We start from the raw sequence: 14,792 nt of genomic DNA on the forward strand, positions 1-14,792 counted from the left end.
CTTGCATCCATGCCATGAAAATCAAACGATCTTGGTCTTGACCGTGCCGACACCCTCGACGAAGCCTTCGAGGACATCGCCGCGGACCACGGCCGCCACGCCTTCCGGCGTGCCCGTCATGATCAGGTCGCCCGGTTCCAGCCGCACCAGGCCGGAGAGGTTCGCGATGACTTCCGGCACGGACCAGATCAGCTTGGAGAGATCGGAGGTCTGCGTGACCTTGCCGTTCACGCGCAGCTCGATCTTGCCCTTGGAGGGATCGATGCCGGCGGCCGGAACCAGCAGGCCCATCGGCGCGGACTGGTCGAAGCCCTTGCCCATGTCCCACGGGCGGCCGGTCTTCTTCGCCTCGTTCTGGATGTCGCGGCGGGTCATGTCGAGGCCGGAGCAATAGCCCCAGACATGCTTCAGCGCGTCCTCGATCTTGATGTCCACGCCGCCGGTGCCGATGGCGACCACGAGTTCCATCTCATGGTGCAGGGACTTGGTGACGGAGGGGTAGGGCATGTCGGCGTCGTTGATGACAACGGCGTCGGAGGGCTTGGTGAAGTAGAAGGGGGGCTCCCGCGTCGGGTCGGAACCCATCTCGATCGCGTGCTCGGCGTAGTTGCGGCCGACGCAGAAGATGCGGCGCACCGGGAACAGGCCGCCGCCCTTGACGGGCAGGGCCGCCTGGGCGGGCGGGGGAACGACGTAGTCGGCCATGGACGATCCTTGCGATTGGGGCCTGGCGGCCTGGGACGAATGGCCGGGACCATAGCCCCGCCGGCCCTGCGCGCAAGATCATCACGGGGCGCGGCCGATCCCCGATTGCAGGCCGTGGGGCAGCGCCGCCAGGTCGATCGCGTCCAGGATCGGGTTGGCGCGCAGGTCCCGGCCCCACAGCGCCTCCAGCGCCGTGACCACGGCGGCAGTCACGGGCATGGGCGTGTCGCCGGCGAGGGCCAGGTAGAAGGAGAGGCCGAAGGGCACGTCCTCCGTCACGTAGCGGGTCGCCATGGTCTTCGGGCCCAGCACGTCGGGGCGCCTGGCGGCGATGGCGGCGGCGGTTTCCGCCAGCGGCGCGGGGGGCACGCCGTTGGCGCGCTGGAGGAAGCTCGCCAGGCTGTCGAGGCGATGGCCGAAGCGGGCGGCGAGCGTGTCCCGCTCCGCGCCCATCGCCTCCATCATCCGGCAGGCGGCGGGCGTCATCATGGCGTATTGGGACCAGGGCTCGGCCCGTTCCATCCGCGTGACGTTGGTCAGCGCCATGACGGCATGGGCGATGGGGTTCAGGTTCAGCAGGCTGGCGTGCAGCGCATCGGGCGAGGGCGGGCAGGCATGGCCGAACAGGTCCTGGGCCAGCGCCGCCATTGCCGGGCCGGCGGCGGCGGGGATGGCCGCGACCTCCACCGCGCTGCGCAGCATCGCGACCTTGACCCGCCCGGGCGCCAGGCGGCGGGCGCCGCCGGGGGTGGTGGCCATGGCGCCGATGGGGGCGCGGCCCGGGTCCGCGCCGCGGGCGGCGAGCATGGCGTCGAGCGCCAGCGGCGCCAGGCTGGCGGCGGGGGCGATCAGCAAGGGCACGTTCGCGGGCAGCGCGGCGGCGACGCGGGGCAGGACATCAGCGAAGGCATAGGCGGGCACGGCGAGGAAGGCGGCATCGGCGCCGGCGAAGGCTTCCTCCAGGCTGGTGGTGGTGGGCAGGGGGAAGGCGCCCTCGATCAGGCCCTCCGCCTGGAGGGTGCCGTCGATGCCCGCGATGCCGGCGCCGGAGGGGGACCAGAGGATGGCGCTGTGCCCGCGGGAGACGGCGAGGACGGCAGCGGCCGGGCCGATCGCCCCGGCCCCCAGGACAGCGAGGCGCATGAACAAAGATCCTTCAGAGGAGGCGGAGGCAGGCGGCGCCGAGGGTGATGGCGAGTGCCCCGGCGATGCGCGTCGGGCCCGGGCGTTCCCCCAATAGCAGCGCCGCCAGCGCGACGCCGAACAGGATGGAGGATTCGCGCAGCGCCGCCACCGCCGCGATGGGCGCCTGCGTCATGGCCCAGAGCGCCAGGGCGTAGGAGCCGAGCGTCGCCACCCCCGCGCCCAGCCCGATGCGCCAGCGCCGGCGGACATGGCCCGCCAGCGCCGCCGGGCGCTGCCAGGCGACCAGGCCGACGAAGAGCAGCGCCGTCAGCAGGAAGACCCAGAAGGTGTAGGACACCGCATGGCCGGAAGCCCGGGCACCCGTGCCATCCACCAGCGTGTAGAGCGCGATGACCAGCGCATTGGCCAGCGCGAAGCCGATGGTGGGGAGGTCCGGCTTCGCGCCCTTCTTCCAGGCCATGGCCAGCACGCCGCCGCAGATCAGCACGACGCCGAGCCATCCGGCCGTGCCCAGCGCCTCCCCCAGCACCGATCCGCTCAGCAGCGCCACCAGCAGCGGCGCGGTGCCGCGCATCAGCGGGTAGGCCAGGCTCATCTCCCCGCTGCCATAGGCGGCGGCGACCAGCCAGAAATACAGCAGGTGGATGACGCCGGAGGCGATCAGGAAGGGCCAGGCCTCGGCCTGGGGCAGCGGCAGGAAGGGCAGCGCCACGGCCGCCAGGGTGGCGGAGCCCAGCACCACCAGCGCGGTGTCCAGCAGCTTGTCGCCGCCCGACTTCACCAGCGCGTTCCATCCGGCATGAAGGGCAGCGCCGAGCAGGACCAGCAGCATGACCGAGGTGGACAAGAACGCGCCTTCGCCGTGTCACGGGACTGTCATGAAAGCCCCTGGCGGGCGTCCCGTCTATCGGCCGGCCGCGCGGCGGAGGCGGGGTTTCTCGGACGGGGCTTCCCGGTCCAGCAAGGCGTGCATGGCGGCCACTGTCTGCGGGGTAAGGCGGTGGATGGTGTCGGCAAGGCGGTTGGCCAGCGCCGTCGCCTCCGGCGTCAGGCCGCCGGTGTCCAGCGTGACCTTGGGGTGGGAGAGTTTTGCGAGTTCCGACAGTTCCTCGGCCTCGTCCCAGATCAGGCCGAAGAACTCGTTCACCTGGTGGACCAGGCCGGCGGAGGGGCGGCCGCGATGGCCGTGCTCCAGCGCGGAGAGATAGGCGGAGGAGACCTGCAGCGCGGCGGCCATGTCCTTGAGGGTGACGCGGCGGGCGCGGCGGAGCGCGCGGAGGCGGGCGCCGAAGGGGGTCATGGCCCGCAGGGGGGCGCCGCCCCCCTGCACCGACCTAGCCCGCAGGGGGGCGCCGCCCCCCTGCACCCCCGGCCAGGGGCGAACCGCCCCTGGACCGTCATCAATGGCCTGGGTTCCAAGGGCCCGCTGGCCCTTGGCATGGGGGGTGTGGGGGGAACGGCGTTCCCCCCACCTGGCCTGGAAAGCAGCGTTACCACCCCTTCGCCCGATGCACCCGCCGCAGCAGCAGGTTCACCGCCCCCGCATTCGTGGGATGCGGATGCGCCGCCCCCAGCACCAGCGGGCGGAGGTCCGGCGCGTTCAGCCAGTGCGGCAATTCGCGCTTGAGGATACCCCCCTCCGGCTGCGGCCCCTTCCCCGTCACCACGGTCACGGTGCGGATGCCGTCCGCCGCCGCGTCATGGATGAAGGCGCGCAGCGCCGCATGCGCCTCCTGCACCCGTCGCCCATGCAAATCGAGCGTGCGTTCGGCGCGCATGTCGCCGCGCCGCAGCGCCGTCCAGCGCTTGCGGTCGAGCCCGCCCGGCGCCTCCCCCACCCGGATCTCGGGGATGGCGGGGCGCCCGGCCGGCTTGGGCGCGGGCTTCACCAGGATGGGCTCCGCCGGCGGCACCGGCGGCGGCGCGGGCGGCGCTTCCGGCGCGGCGGGGCGCGCGCGGCCGAACAGCGGCGTGATCTCCGCCGTATAGGCGTGCCACAGCGCGAGGTCGGTGCCGCTCAGCCCCTTGGGTCGCGCGCGTCGGATCACGGCGGGGATCAGCCCCCGGGCGCGGCGGGGCTGGCCAGGCCGGGGGCTGCTTCGTCCTCCAGCAGCAGCACATGCAGGCGGCGGGGGCCGTGGGCGCCGAGTTCCAGCGTCTGCTCGATATCCGCGCTGCGGGAGGGGCCGGTGACGAACATCAGGTTGCGCGGCATGAAGCCGCCGGTCAGCGGGTCCTTCCGCTCCGCCCGCAGCCGGTCCCAGGCTTCCTCATAGGCGCCGACGATGGCCGAGGCGCGGAGCACGACGATCTCCGTCTCCGGCAGCAGGTTGAGCGTGGCGGGGCGGACGGGGTCGGAGGGGAAGAGGATCGTTCCCGTTTCCGCCACGCCCGCCCAGCCATGCTGGAGGGAGACGACATCGCCATCCCGGGCGCGCCGCGCCTCCCGCTCGATCATCGGGCGGGCGGACCAGTCGATGGCGGCGAGTTCGGGGTGGGGGGCGACCACCAGGCGGGCGGGCAGGTTCTGGGCGGCGAGGAAATCCGCCACCGCGGCCGGGATCGCGGCCAGATCCGGCACCCGTTCGACCGTGCCGAATTCCTTCTCCACATTGCGGATGAAAAGCGCGATCTGCTCCGGCCGCGGCAGGCGGGACCGCGCCGGGATCAGGTGGCGCGGGTGGGTCGCCAGGCGCCCTTCCAGCATGGCGCGCTGGTCTGTGGGCAGGGGCCCGCGCTTCAGGCCGCGGCGGATGGCGCCGAGGATGGCTTCCTTGCTCATTGGCCCTGGTCCCGCGCGGCGGCGGCCTGCTCGGCCTCCATGGCGTCACGCACCGCCTGTTCCAGCACCGCCAGGGACCGTTCGATCCGGTCGAGGTCCTGGTTCAGCCTTGCGGCCGGGGTGTCGGCATCGATGGCGGCGTAGATCTCGGCCAGCGTGCCGGTCGGGCGCTGCGGCACGCGGGCGGGCTGGTTCTGCGGAAAGCGGTATCCGTGCACGCGCTCTGCCTCATGGTCGCTCATCGGCGGGCTTCCTTCTGCCGGGCCTGGTAGCGGGCCATGAAGGTGCCTCCCGGTTCGGGCGCCGGCAGGTCACGCCCCTCCGTCCATCCGCCGGCGAAGGGCAGCCAGCGGAAGGCGCCCTTGCCGCGGCTCAGAGCCGACAGCGCGCGGATGCCGAGGCGGGTTGCGAGCCGGTAGGCGGAAGGCCGCCGCGCGAACCAGGCCCAGAGGGCGAGGTTGGAGCGGATGCCCTGGGGGGAGAGGTGGCGTTCGAATTCCCGTTCGCGCCAGTGGCGCATCAGCTTGGGCAGCGGGATCTTCACGGGGCAGACGCTTTCGCATTTGCCGCAGAAGGTGCTGGCGTTGGGCAGGTGCCCGGCCTTGTCGACGCCGACCAGGGTTGGCGTCAGCACGCTGCCCATCGGGCCCGGATAGACCCACCCATAGGCATGGCCGCCGACCGCGCCATAGACGGGGCAGTGGTTCATGCAGGCGGCGCAGCGGATGCAGCGCAGCATCTCCTGGAAGTCGGTCCCCATCATGTTGGACCGGCCATTGTCGATGAGCACCACATGATACTCTTCCGGCCCGTCCAGGTCTTCGGGCCGGCGCACGCCGGTGGAGAAGGTGGTGTAGACGGAGAAATCCTGGCCGGTGGCGGAGCGCGCCAGAAGGCGGAGGAGGGAGGTGCAGTCCTCCAGCGTCGGCACGACCTTCTCGATGCTGGCGAGGACGATGTGCACGCGCGGCAGCGTCTGCGTCAGGTCGCCATTGCCTTCATTGGTGACGATGACGCTGCTGCCGGTCTCCGCGATCAGGAAGTTGGCGCCGGTGATGCCGACATCCGCCGCCAGGAATTTCTGGCGGAGGCGGGTGCGCGCTTCCGCCAGGATATCGCGGCGTTCGTTGAACACCCGGTCCTTGGGAAGATCCGTGTGGGACAGGCGAAACTGAGCCTCCCAATCCTCCCGGTTCAAATGGAAGGCGGGGGCGATGATGTGGCTGGGGTGTTCGTGGCGAAGCTGGATGATGTACTCGCCGAGGTCGGTCTCGACCGGCTGGATGCCATGGGCCTCCAGATGGTCGTTCACGCCGATCTCCTCGGAGATCATGGACTTGCCCTTGGTGACCGTCCGCGCACCGGCCTTGCGGCAGATGTCGAGCACGGCGGCGCGGGCATCGGCGGCGGTGGAGCACCAATGGACCTGGCCGCCCGCGCGCTCGACATTGGCGGCATAGGTCTCGAGGTAGAAATCGAGATTGGCGAGGGTGTGGTTCTTGATGTCGCGGCCGGTGTCGCGAAGCGTCTCGAACTCCGGCAGGGCGGCGACGGCGGCGGCGCGGCGCTGGAGGAAGGCGCCCTTGGCCTTGCCGAGGGCCTTCTGGAGGCCGGCATCTTCGAGCGCCGCGGCGGCGTTGCGCTTGAAGGCGGGGGAGGTGACCTGGACCATGGGAACTCCTGTCGGGCCCAATCTAGCGCGTCGGGGCGGATTGGTCAGGGGCTTGGCGGTGGGGCCGCCTCTCGCCCATGTGCCTTTTCTGCAACACATAGGCGGTATACCATGCCCGCCAATGAGTGAGATCAGTAACGATACGGCAATGAGGTTGTTGCAGCCTCACCCTGCCGATAAGTTGGAGGCATGGCCGTTGTCCTCAGCTACACGACGGGCGCCGCGTTGACCTACACGCCAGCGCCAGCCCCCCCGCAGGATGCCTCCCCGGAAGCGGTGGCTGCATCGAACGTCTTCGCGACCGCGGCAGGGCTGGAACTCGAGGAAGGATTGGCGCGCGGCACGCCCTATCCGACGGTCGAAGGCGGGCGCGTCGTCTGGGTACACCCTGACGGATCACGCCGCCTTTCGGCCAACCAGGCATCCCCCCGGGCCTGACCAGCACCCGTGGCTGCCGAAGGCTGGCTCTGGATCGTCGCGGGACCCAACGGTTCCGGCAAGTCCACGCTGGCGCGCAGCGGGGCCCTGCAGGCGTGGCACCCCTCGATACCCTCCGTTGCCCAATCGCCGGACGACATCGCCAGGCTGCTGCCGCCAGTCGTCCCGGGGGCTTCCGCCTTCGCCTATGTCCGGGCAGCGCAGACTCTGTCCGACTCCCTTGTGGAGGAAGCGGTGCATGCGGGCCGCACGATCCTGGTCGAGACCGTGGGCAGTTCACCGAAATTCTTCGCCCTCATCGACCTGGCGCGAAAGATCGGGCGCCGCTTCGGGATCATCTACGTCACCGTCGAACTCGCTGACCTGAATGTCGCGCGGGTCGCGCATCGCGTGGCCCTCGGCGGCCATGATGTGCCGAGCGAACGTGTCCTCGCGCGCCGTGATGCGTCCTATGCCAATTTCCCGGAATTCGCAGGCCGGGCCGATGCAGGACTCGTCATCGACAATTCGCTGACCGACCGCGCCACGCACCGGCCGCAACCGCGGATACTGGCGGAGAAGCGCGAGGACGGTGCGTGGCGCGTCGTCGATGGCAGCGTGGCACCAAGGCTGACGCACTGGATCGCCGCCCAAGGGTGACATGCCAGGGGTGACAAGCCGGGGGAGAGGCGCGCTACCGCGCCTCCCCGATCGGCGCGACATCGCCGGTGACGCCTGCCAGCACTTCCGCCACGTGCCGGACCTTCACCGCCGATCCTTCGCGCTTCAGCTTGCCCGCCATGTTCAGCAGGCAGCCGAGGTCGCCGGCCAGCAGCGTGTCCGCGCCCGTCGCCGCCACGTCCTTCGCCTTGTCGCCGACCATGCGGTTGGAGATGTCGGGATACTTCACGCAGAAGGTGCCGCCGAAGCCGCAGCAGATTTCCGGCTCTGCCATTTCCTTCAGGGCCAGGCCTTCGACCGTGGAGAGCAGCGCGCGGGGCTGGGCCTTCACGCCGAGTTCGCGGAGCCCCGAGCAGCTGTCGTGATAGGTGGCGATGCCGTCATAGCGCGCCGTGACGGATGTCAGGCCGAGCACGTCGGTCAGGAAGGATGTCAGCTCATGCGTCTTGGCGCCCAGCGCCTCCGCCTTGCCGCGATAGAACGGGTCATCGGCGAAGAGCGAGGGGTAATGGTGCGCGATCTGGCCGGCGCAGGAGCCGGAGGGCGCGACGGTGTAGTCATAGGGAAAAAAGGCATCGACCACGGCACGGGCCAGGTCGGTGGCGGTGGCGCGGTCCCCGCTGTTGTAGGCGGGCTGGCCGCAGCAGGTCTGGGTGTCCGGCACCACGACCTCGCAGCCCGCCTCCTCCAGCAGCTTCAGCGCGGCGAAGCCGACACTGGGGCGGTACAGGTCCACCAGGCAGGTGACGAAGAGCGCGACGCGGGGGCGGGGCGGGGTCATGCCCGCAATGTAGGACAACCCCCCGCGATGCGGGAGGGTCAGGTTTCGGCCTGTGCCCCGCTGGTGGGCGCCGGTTCCGCGAAGGGCGGCTTCAGCCAGAGGGGATCGCCCTTGCCCAGGCGCTTCGTCACGAATTCGGCATGGGCGGCGGCCTCGGCCTCGGTGGGCGCGACCAGGACGGGGCGGCGGGCGACGGGGGCCGCGATCACCACGCCGGGCATCACGGGCTTGGTGGTCACGGCCGCCAGCTCGAACCCCGGCTGCTTGCCACCCATGAGTTCGAGATAGACTTCCGCCAGCAGCTTCACGTCCAGCAGGGCGTTGTGGCTGGTGCGCATGGAGTTATCGACGCCGAGGCGCCGGCACAGCGCATCCAGGCTGTTCGGCAGGCCGGGGTAGCGGCGCTTGGCGATCTCCAGGCTGTCCACCATCCGCGCGCGATCGAGCTTCTTGTGCCCGGCGCGGACCAGTTCGGCGTCGAGGAAGCCGAAATCGAAGCGGGCGTTGTGGGCGATGACCTCGCTGTCGCCGAGGAAATCGAGCATCGACTGCGCGATGTCGCGGAACAGCGGCTTGCCGCGCAGCATCTCCGCCGTGAAGCCGTGGACCTTCGTGGCTTCCTCGGGGATGTCGCGCTCGGGATCGACCAGCACGTGGAAGGTCTGGCCGGTGGGCATGAAGTTGTAGATCTCGATGGCCGCGACCTCGATCACCCGGTCGCCGGTGGCGGGGTCGAGGCCGGTGGTCTCGGTGTCGAGCACGATCTGGCGCATGGGAACCTCGAAGAAAGCGCCCCTCCCCTCTCCCAACCCTCTCCCCCCCAGGGGGGAGAGGGCTTTTCGAATCAGGGTCGGCGCAGGCGGCGGACGATCACCTTGATCTGGCGCTGGGCGGCGTGGCGGGACAGGCCCGTCCTTACCACATGATCGGCGCGGCAGCGCTTCTCGGCATCCGGCATCTGTCGGGCGAGGATGGCGGCGAGGCGTTCCGGCGTCATGCCACCACGGGCCAGGACGCGCGCGCGCTGCGTGGCGGCGGGGGCGGAGACGACGATGACCGCATCGACCCGCCCCTCCCCCTTCGTCTCGAACAGTAGGGGCACGTCGAGCACCGCCAGGCCTTCGCCCCGGCGGCGGCAGGCGGCGAGGAAGGCGCGCTCCGCCCGGCGGACCAGGGGATGGACGATGCGTTCCAGCACGCGCAGCGCGGCGGGATCGCCAAGGACGCGGTTTCGCAGCGCCTCCCGGTCCACGCGCCCGTCACGGGTGGTGCCGGGGAAGGCGGCCTCGATGGGGCGCACGGCGGCACCGCCCCGGGCTTGCAGGCGATGGACGGCGGCATCGGCATCGAAGACCGGCACGCGCAGGCGCCGGAAGGCCCGGGCGGCGGTGGACTTGCCCATGCCGATGCTGCCCGTGAGGCCCAGGACCTTCATGCGCCAGGCACCTTCATCGGCGCGGGATGTCGTGCGCCACGTAGTCCCGCAGCGCCTGGTCCACCTTCGGCTCCACGCCGAACCATTCCCGGAAGCCGGGCCGCGCCTGGTGCAGCAGCATCCCCAGGCCATCCACCCCGCGCAGGCCCCGCGCGCGGGCGGCGGCCAGCAGGGGGGTTTCGAGCGGGACATAGACCATGTCGGCCACCACCGCCGTGGCGGGCAGGGGCGCGAGGTCGATCTCCAGCGGCGGCTCCCCCACCATGCCGAGCGACGTGCCGTTCACCAGCAGGCTCGCTGCCTCCAGCGGCGCCGCGGTCGCGACCTCCACCGGCCCGCCGAGGTCGCGGGCCAGCGCCTCCGCCCGCGCGGGGGTGCGGTTGACGAGGATCAGGCGCGGGCAGCCGGCATCGAGCAGCGCGGCCGCCACCGCCCGCACCGCGCCCCCGGCGCCGAGGATCACGGCCGGGCCATCGGCCGCCGCCCAGCCCGGCGCCTGTTCCCGGATGGATTCGAGAAAACCGTAGCCATCGGTGCTGGTGCCGTGGATGCGGCCATCGGCATCGAAGACCAGCGTGTTCACCGATCCCGCCCGCTTCGCCACCTGGTCCACCACGTCGCACAGCGCATAGGCCGCTTCCTTGTGGGGGATGGTGACATTGGCGCCGGCGAAGCCGAGATCGGCCAGGGCGCGCACCGCCGTGGCGAACCGCTCCGGCCGCACGGGCAGGGGCAGGTAGGCGCCATCGATGCCATGCCTGGCCAGCCACCAGCCATGCAGGCGGGGTGACCGGGAATGCGCGACGGGCCAGCCCAGCACGCCCGCCTTGCGGGCCTTACCGGAGAGGGTCGGAGAAGGGCTCGTTTCCATGATGATGCCAGTGAAGCATCGCGCCGGGCGGGGTCAATGGCACCGCCATGATGTTTGCTGATTGCCGTTTTCGAAAATCGATTATACAGAATAGGGCTATGGCCGAACCCCTCTCCACCCCCGCCTATGCCCGCCTGCGGGACCGCCTCCGCGCCGATATCCTGGGCGGCGCCTGGCAGCCCGGCACGCACCGCACGCTGGGCGCGCTGGCGGCGGAGCACGGCGTCTCCATGTCCCCGGTGCGGGAGGCGCTGCTGGCGCTGGAGGGGGAGGGGCTGGTCGAGATCCGCCAGCATCGCGGCGCCGTGGTGCCGGTGCTGGACGCCAGGCTCTTCGCCGATCTCTACGACCTCCGCGGTGCCCTGCAGTCCCTGCTGGCCCGCCGCGCGGCGGAACGGGCGACCCCGGCGCAGCTGGCCGCCATGGCGGTGCATGAGGCCGCCTATGCCGAGGCAGCCGCGAAGGGCGACGCCGCCGCGGCGCTGGCGGCGAATGAGGCCTTCCACGATGCGCTGGAGGCTTCGGCGGACAACCCGCAGGCCACCGCGCTCTACAAGGCGCGGAGCGCCTTCGTGAATGCGGTGCGGCTGCGCCTCGGCTTCGGGCAGGCGCGCATGGCGGAAGCCGCCGCGCAGCACCGCGCCATCCTGGCCGCCATCGCGGCCCGCGAACCGGAGGCCGCCGCCGCCGCGGCCTTCGCCCATGCCATGGCGGCCAAGCGCGACCTGATCGCGCGGTTGGAGGACGGAAAAGCATGACAACGGGACTCACCCGCCGCACCGCGCTGGCCGCGGCGCTGGCCGTGCCGGGCATCGCCCACGCGCAATCCTGGCCGGACCGGCCGCTGCGCCTTGTGGTGGGCTTCGCGCCGGGCGGCGCGGCGGACCTCGTCGCCCGGCTGGCGGCGGCGGAGATGGGCCGCGCGCTGCGGCAGAATGTGGTGGTGGAGAACCGGCCCGGGGCCTCGGGCAATATCGCGACGCAGGCGGTGGTGCAGGCGCCGGCGGATGGGATGACCCTGGCGCTGGCGGGCCTTCAGCTCGTCACCAATCCCGGGCTGATCCCGCAGCTCGGCTACGATCCGGGGCGGGACCTGGCGATGGTGGGGCAGCTGACGGCGCTGCCCGTCGTCGTCATGGCCAGCACGCGGTCCGGCATCACCAGCATCGAGGACGCGGTCGCCCGCGCCCGCGGCCCGGGTGTCACGATCGGCACCGCGGGGGTCGGCACTTCCTCCCACCTCGGCGCCGAGCTTCTGTTCCGGACCATCGGTGGGCGGTTCGAGGCGGTGCAGTATCGCGGCGGCGCGCCCGCCTTCCAGGCGCTGATGACGGGCGATACGGAGATGATGTTCGACCTGGTCGCGAGCTACCAGGCGCCGGCGGTAGCGGAGGGCCGCATCCGCATGCTGGGCGTGATGCAGCAGGACCGCACGGCGGGGCTGCCGGAAGTGCGGTCCTTCGGGGAGGCCGGGCTGCCGCCGGCGGCGATGATGCGGTCCTGGCAGGGGATCTGCGTGAAGGCCGGCGCGCCCCCCGCCATCATCGCGGCGCTGCACGCCGCGACCCAGGCCGCCGTCCGCTCGCCCGATTTCCAGGCGCGGCTGAAGGCGCTGGCGATCGAGCCGGTGGAAAGCGCCGATCCCGCCGCCTTCGACGGGCTGTATCGCGCGGAACTCACGCGCTGGACGACGCTGATCCGCGAAGCCGGGATCACCGTGCAATGAGCGCCGCCATCAAGGGCCCCCGCATCACGGGCATCCGCACCTTCCTGATGCAGGCGGGGCCGCTCGGCGTCTCTGGCTGGGCGGCCGATGTGCGGAACTCCATCACCACCGGCACGCGCAACTGGCTGTTCGTGAAGGTGGAGACGGAGGACGGCATCACCGGCATCGGGGAGGGCAGTGGCTGGCCCCGTGTGGTGGAGGCCGCGGTGCGCGACCTTTCCTCCGTTGTCATCGGGCAGGACGCCTTTGCCATCGAACTCATGACCCAGCGCATGCAGGTCGCGATGATGGGGCATGGGATGTCGGGCGTGGTCGGGCAGGGCGCGATCGGCGCCATCGACATGGCGCTGTGGGACATCAAGGGGAAGGCACTCGGCGTCCCGGTCTGGCAGCTGCTGGGCGGAAGGCTGCGGGACCGTATCCGCGCCTATGCCCATGCCAGCACGCCGGACCAGGCGCGGGCCGCCGTCGCCAAGGGATTTCGCGCGCTGAAGACCGGCGGCGTGAAGAATCCGGTGGAGAAGGCGACGGCGATCCGGGAGGCCGTGGGCGACGACATCGACATCATGATCGACGCGCATGGCCCGCCCTGGCTGACGGCGCCGGATGCCATCGGCATCTGCCACGCGCTGGCGCCGCTGGCGCCGCTGTTCGTGGAGGAACCGCTGGCGCCGGAGGATATGGAGGGCTACCGGCGGCTGCGCGCATCCACCGACGTGCCCCTCGCTTCCGGCGAACGCCATGGCGGCTTTCAGGGCATCGCGACGCTGCTGCATGAGGGGCTGGTCGATGTCGTGCAGCCCGATGCCGGGCGCTGCGGCGGCATCACGGGGCTGCGCAAGATCGCGATCCATGCGGAGAGCCGCTTCGCCACCCTTGCGCCGCATGCGGGGTCGCTCGGTCCCGTCGCGGAATATGCAGCGCTGCATGTGCTGGCGGCCGTCCCCAATGCGCTGATCCTGGAGAAGATGGACCCGGATTGGGACGGCCGCGCGCGCTGCGTCACCGCCACGCCGGAATTGCGGGACGGGCACCTGATGATCCCGGAAGCGCCGGGCCTCGGCATCGATATCGACGAGGAATTCGTGGCGCTGCACCCGAGTATCCGCAATGTCGGCCTGCCCGCCGGCGGCTGGCCGGAAGGCACGGAGGCCGCGACGCTCTACGCCCAGCCGCGCCACCCGCGCGCGCCGGCCTTCCGGGGGAAGCGTTGATCGCTTGACCGTTCCGCCCCGCCGGGCGGAGGCTTGCCCGCGGACCCGCCGCCACAGGCGGGCCGTCGGAGGAAATGTCATGCGCCCCATGCTTCGCCTGGCTGTCGCGGCCGGGATGATGGCCGGCCTTGCCGTGCCGGTGAGTGCCGCCGAACTGCCAAGGGCCACGCGGGCGGAGGAGGTGGGGCTGTCCGGCGAACGCCTCTCTCGCCTCGGCGAATGGCTGGAAGGGGAGGTGCGCCGCGGCTTCATCCCCGGCGCCGTCATCGTCATCGGCCGCAAGGGCCGCATCGCGCAGGAGGTGACGGCCGGGTTCCGGGACCGGGAGGCGCAGGCGCCGATGCGCGCCGACAGCATCTTCCGCATCGCCTCCATGACCAAGCCGATCGTGTCGCTGGCGGTGATGATGCTGGCGGAGGAGGGGCGGCTTTCCATCGCCTATCCCATCGGCAATTACCTGCCGGAGTGGCGGGAGACGCCGCGCGTGGCGGAAGTGCGGGACGGGCAGATGGCGCTGGTGCCGGCGCGCCGGCCGATCACCATCCAGGATTTGCTGCGGCATACCTCGGGGCTCGCGGATTCCTCGCCGGGCGATCATCCGGTGCTCGCGGCCTATCGCGCTTCCGGCGCGCGGGAGCGCGGCCTCAGCATGGAGGAAATGAGCCGGCGCATCGCCGCGCTGCCGCTAATGCACCAGCCCGGCACGACCTGGGAGTATTCCTGGTCCACCGACATCCTCGGCCGGCTGGTGGAGGTCGTCAGCGGGCAGGACCTGGACAGCTTCGTGCGCAGCCGTATCACCGGGCCGCTCGGCATGGTCGATACGGGCTTCGTGGCGCCGCAGGCGGCGGCAGACCGGCTGGCGCAGCCGCAGGTGGATCCGGCGACGGGGCAGCGGCCTTCGATGCCCAATCCGCTGCAGCGGCCGGGCTGGTTTTCCGGCGCGGGGGGCATGGTCTCCACCGCGCGGGATTATGCGCGCTTCTCCCAGTTCCTGCTGAACAAGGGGGAGCTGGAGGGCACGCGCCTCGTCTCCCGCACCACCATCGACCTGATGATGTCGGACCATCTGCCGCCGGGCACGCAGACGCGGCGCGTGGTGGAGGGGCGTTTCGGGCCGCTGGCGCCGACGCCGGAGATGGGCCAGGGCTTCGGGCTGGGCTTCGCCGTGCGCAATACGGTGGGCCACAACCCGCTGCCGGGCAGCCCGGGCGATGCCTATTGGGGCGGGGCCTATGGCACCTATTTCTGGGTCGATCCGAAGGAGGAGATGTTCGTGGTGCTGATGATGCAGAGCACCACGGCGCGGCTGCCCTTCCGCTTCCAGCTGCGGGCCCTCGCCTATCAGGCGCTGCAATAGAT

The 14,792-nt window shown here is 71.4% G+C and carries 18 protein-coding genes; 6 read left to right on the plus strand and 12 right to left on the minus strand.

The genetic code is table 11. The annotated features are described in order from the left end of the window. Window positions 1-21: 21 nt before the first annotated feature. From BM041_RS10900 to BM041_RS10935, 8 genes are all read right to left on the minus strand, one after another. Complete coding sequence (locus BM041_RS10900; protein WP_092959284.1) at window positions 22-705, minus strand: fumarylacetoacetate hydrolase family protein; 684 nt, start codon at window positions 703-705, stop codon at window positions 22-24. Window positions 706-786: 81 nt separating this feature from the next. Continuing rightward, on the minus strand, window positions 787-1,848 hold the full coding sequence (locus BM041_RS10905) for an NAD/NADP-dependent octopine/nopaline dehydrogenase family protein (protein WP_092959286.1): 1,062 nt from the start codon (window positions 1,846-1,848) through the stop codon (window positions 787-789). A gap of 13 nt (window positions 1,849-1,861) precedes the next feature. After that, window positions 1,862-2,698: an EamA family transporter gene (locus BM041_RS10910; protein ID WP_092959288.1), complete on the minus strand. Its 837-nt coding sequence runs from the start codon at window positions 2,696-2,698 to the stop codon at window positions 1,862-1,864. A gap of 57 nt (window positions 2,699-2,755) precedes the next feature. Next, a complete protein-coding gene (locus BM041_RS10915; protein ID WP_092959290.1) occupies window positions 2,756-3,151 on the minus strand; it encodes a helix-turn-helix domain-containing protein in 396 nt (131 codons plus the stop codon). A gap of 190 nt (window positions 3,152-3,341) precedes the next feature. After that, window positions 3,342-3,899, minus strand: coding sequence for a Smr/MutS family protein (locus BM041_RS10920; protein ID WP_245762030.1), 558 nt, complete (start codon window positions 3,897-3,899; stop codon window positions 3,342-3,344). Window positions 3,900-3,907: 8 nt separating this feature from the next. Continuing rightward, on the minus strand, window positions 3,908-4,633 hold the full coding sequence (locus tag BM041_RS10925; protein WP_092959292.1) for a LutC/YkgG family protein: 726 nt from the start codon (window positions 4,631-4,633) through the stop codon (window positions 3,908-3,910). After that, on the minus strand, window positions 4,630-4,875 hold the full coding sequence (locus BM041_RS10930) for a hypothetical protein (protein ID WP_092959294.1): 246 nt from the start codon (window positions 4,873-4,875) through the stop codon (window positions 4,630-4,632). Before BM041_RS10930 ends, BM041_RS10925 begins: the two co-directional genes overlap by 4 nt. Further along, the gene (locus BM041_RS10935) at window positions 4,872-6,305 is read right to left on the minus strand and encodes a LutB/LldF family L-lactate oxidation iron-sulfur protein (protein ID WP_092959296.1); all 1,434 of its coding nucleotides are present in this window, start codon (window positions 6,303-6,305) and stop codon (window positions 4,872-4,874) included. The genes BM041_RS10930 and BM041_RS10935 overlap by 4 nt, the downstream gene beginning before the upstream one ends. A gap of 189 nt (window positions 6,306-6,494) precedes the next feature. On the opposite strand from BM041_RS10935, the gene BM041_RS29950 reads away from it, so the two are divergent. Further along, entirely contained in the window at window positions 6,495-6,743 is a 249-nt protein-coding gene (locus BM041_RS29950) for a hypothetical protein (protein WP_139226024.1), read from the plus strand. 9 nt (window positions 6,744-6,752) lie between these two features. Beyond that, window positions 6,753-7,382, plus strand: a complete 630-nt coding sequence (locus tag BM041_RS10940) for an AAA family ATPase (protein WP_092959298.1) — start codon at window positions 6,753-6,755, stop codon at window positions 7,380-7,382. A 34-nt stretch (window positions 7,383-7,416) separates the two neighbouring features. On the opposite strand, the gene BM041_RS10945 is transcribed toward BM041_RS10940, so the two are convergent. From BM041_RS10945 to BM041_RS10960, 4 genes are all read right to left on the minus strand, one after another. Further along, window positions 7,417-8,184 carry a (Fe-S)-binding protein gene (locus BM041_RS10945; RefSeq protein WP_092959818.1) on the minus strand — a complete coding sequence of 256 codons (768 nt, stop codon included), beginning with the start codon at window positions 8,182-8,184 and terminating at the stop codon, window positions 7,417-7,419. A gap of 38 nt (window positions 8,185-8,222) precedes the next feature. Beyond that, window positions 8,223-8,957 (minus strand): DNA polymerase III subunit epsilon, encoded by a 735-nt coding sequence (gene dnaQ / locus BM041_RS10950; RefSeq protein WP_092959300.1) that lies wholly within the window; start codon window positions 8,955-8,957, stop codon window positions 8,223-8,225. Between the two features lie 71 nt (window positions 8,958-9,028). Next, window positions 9,029-9,619, minus strand: coding sequence for a dephospho-CoA kinase (gene coaE, locus BM041_RS10955; RefSeq protein WP_092959302.1), 591 nt, complete (start codon window positions 9,617-9,619; stop codon window positions 9,029-9,031). Between the two features lie 13 nt (window positions 9,620-9,632). Further along, window positions 9,633-10,490 (minus strand): shikimate dehydrogenase, encoded by an 858-nt coding sequence (locus tag BM041_RS10960; protein WP_092959304.1) that lies wholly within the window; start codon window positions 10,488-10,490, stop codon window positions 9,633-9,635. A 98-nt stretch (window positions 10,491-10,588) separates the two neighbouring features. On the opposite strand from BM041_RS10960, the gene BM041_RS10965 reads away from it, so the two are divergent. The 4 genes from BM041_RS10965 to BM041_RS10980 all read left to right on the plus strand — a co-directional run bounded on the left by BM041_RS10965 (window position 10,589) and on the right by BM041_RS10980 (window position 14,790). Then, entirely contained in the window at window positions 10,589-11,248 is a 660-nt protein-coding gene (locus tag BM041_RS10965; RefSeq protein WP_175533868.1) for a GntR family transcriptional regulator, read from the plus strand. Continuing rightward, on the plus strand, window positions 11,245-12,216 hold the full coding sequence (locus BM041_RS10970) for a Bug family tripartite tricarboxylate transporter substrate binding protein (RefSeq protein WP_092959308.1): 972 nt from the start codon (window positions 11,245-11,247) through the stop codon (window positions 12,214-12,216). Before BM041_RS10965 ends, BM041_RS10970 begins: the two co-directional genes overlap by 4 nt. Next, complete coding sequence (locus BM041_RS10975; RefSeq protein ID WP_092959310.1) at window positions 12,213-13,430, plus strand: mandelate racemase/muconate lactonizing enzyme family protein; 1,218 nt, start codon at window positions 12,213-12,215, stop codon at window positions 13,428-13,430. The genes BM041_RS10970 and BM041_RS10975 overlap by 4 nt, the downstream gene beginning before the upstream one ends. 79 nt (window positions 13,431-13,509) lie before the next feature. Further along, window positions 13,510-14,790: a serine hydrolase domain-containing protein gene (locus BM041_RS10980; RefSeq protein WP_217648684.1), complete on the plus strand. Its 1,281-nt coding sequence runs from the start codon at window positions 13,510-13,512 to the stop codon at window positions 14,788-14,790. The last annotated feature ends 2 nt before the right edge of the window (window positions 14,791-14,792 follow it).

Source organism: Falsiroseomonas stagni DSM 19981 (genome assembly GCF_900114315.1).
In the GTDB taxonomy this organism is placed as follows: Bacteria; Pseudomonadota; Alphaproteobacteria; order Acetobacterales; family Acetobacteraceae; genus Falsiroseomonas; species Falsiroseomonas stagni.